The organism is Bradyrhizobium sp. Mp27, assembly GCF_029953005.1.
GTDB classification, from domain to species: Bacteria; Pseudomonadota; Alphaproteobacteria; order Rhizobiales; family Xanthobacteraceae; genus Bradyrhizobium; species Bradyrhizobium barranii.
This window is the reverse complement of sequence record NZ_JASAUS010000901.1, coordinates 1-217: the sequence shown is the minus strand read 5'-3', so window position 1 is coordinate 217 and position 217 is coordinate 1. Positions and strand designations below refer to the sequence as shown.

Below are 217 nucleotides of genomic sequence, written 5' to 3'. Positions count from 1 at the left end.
GTTCTCAACCTGCCCCTTCTCCCAGCCAGACGCCGGCGTGCAGGCGACTGGATCGACCAGATAGTGGCTGCACATCTGCAAAAACCGGCGATTGTAAAGACGCCCTTTACCGACGAAGATCGTCTCCACGGCGGTCTTCATGTTGTCGTAGATGCCGCGGGTGCAGGTGCCCTTGAACAGCGCGAACGCTCGGTCGTGGGCGTCGAACACCATCTCC

Annotated in this window: 1 pseudogene; it reads right to left on the bottom strand. The window is 60.4% G+C overall.

From position 1 onward, the window contains the following. Positions 1-217 (bottom strand): annotated as a pseudogene (locus QJT78_RS52945) (IS21 family transposase); the annotation flags it as partial.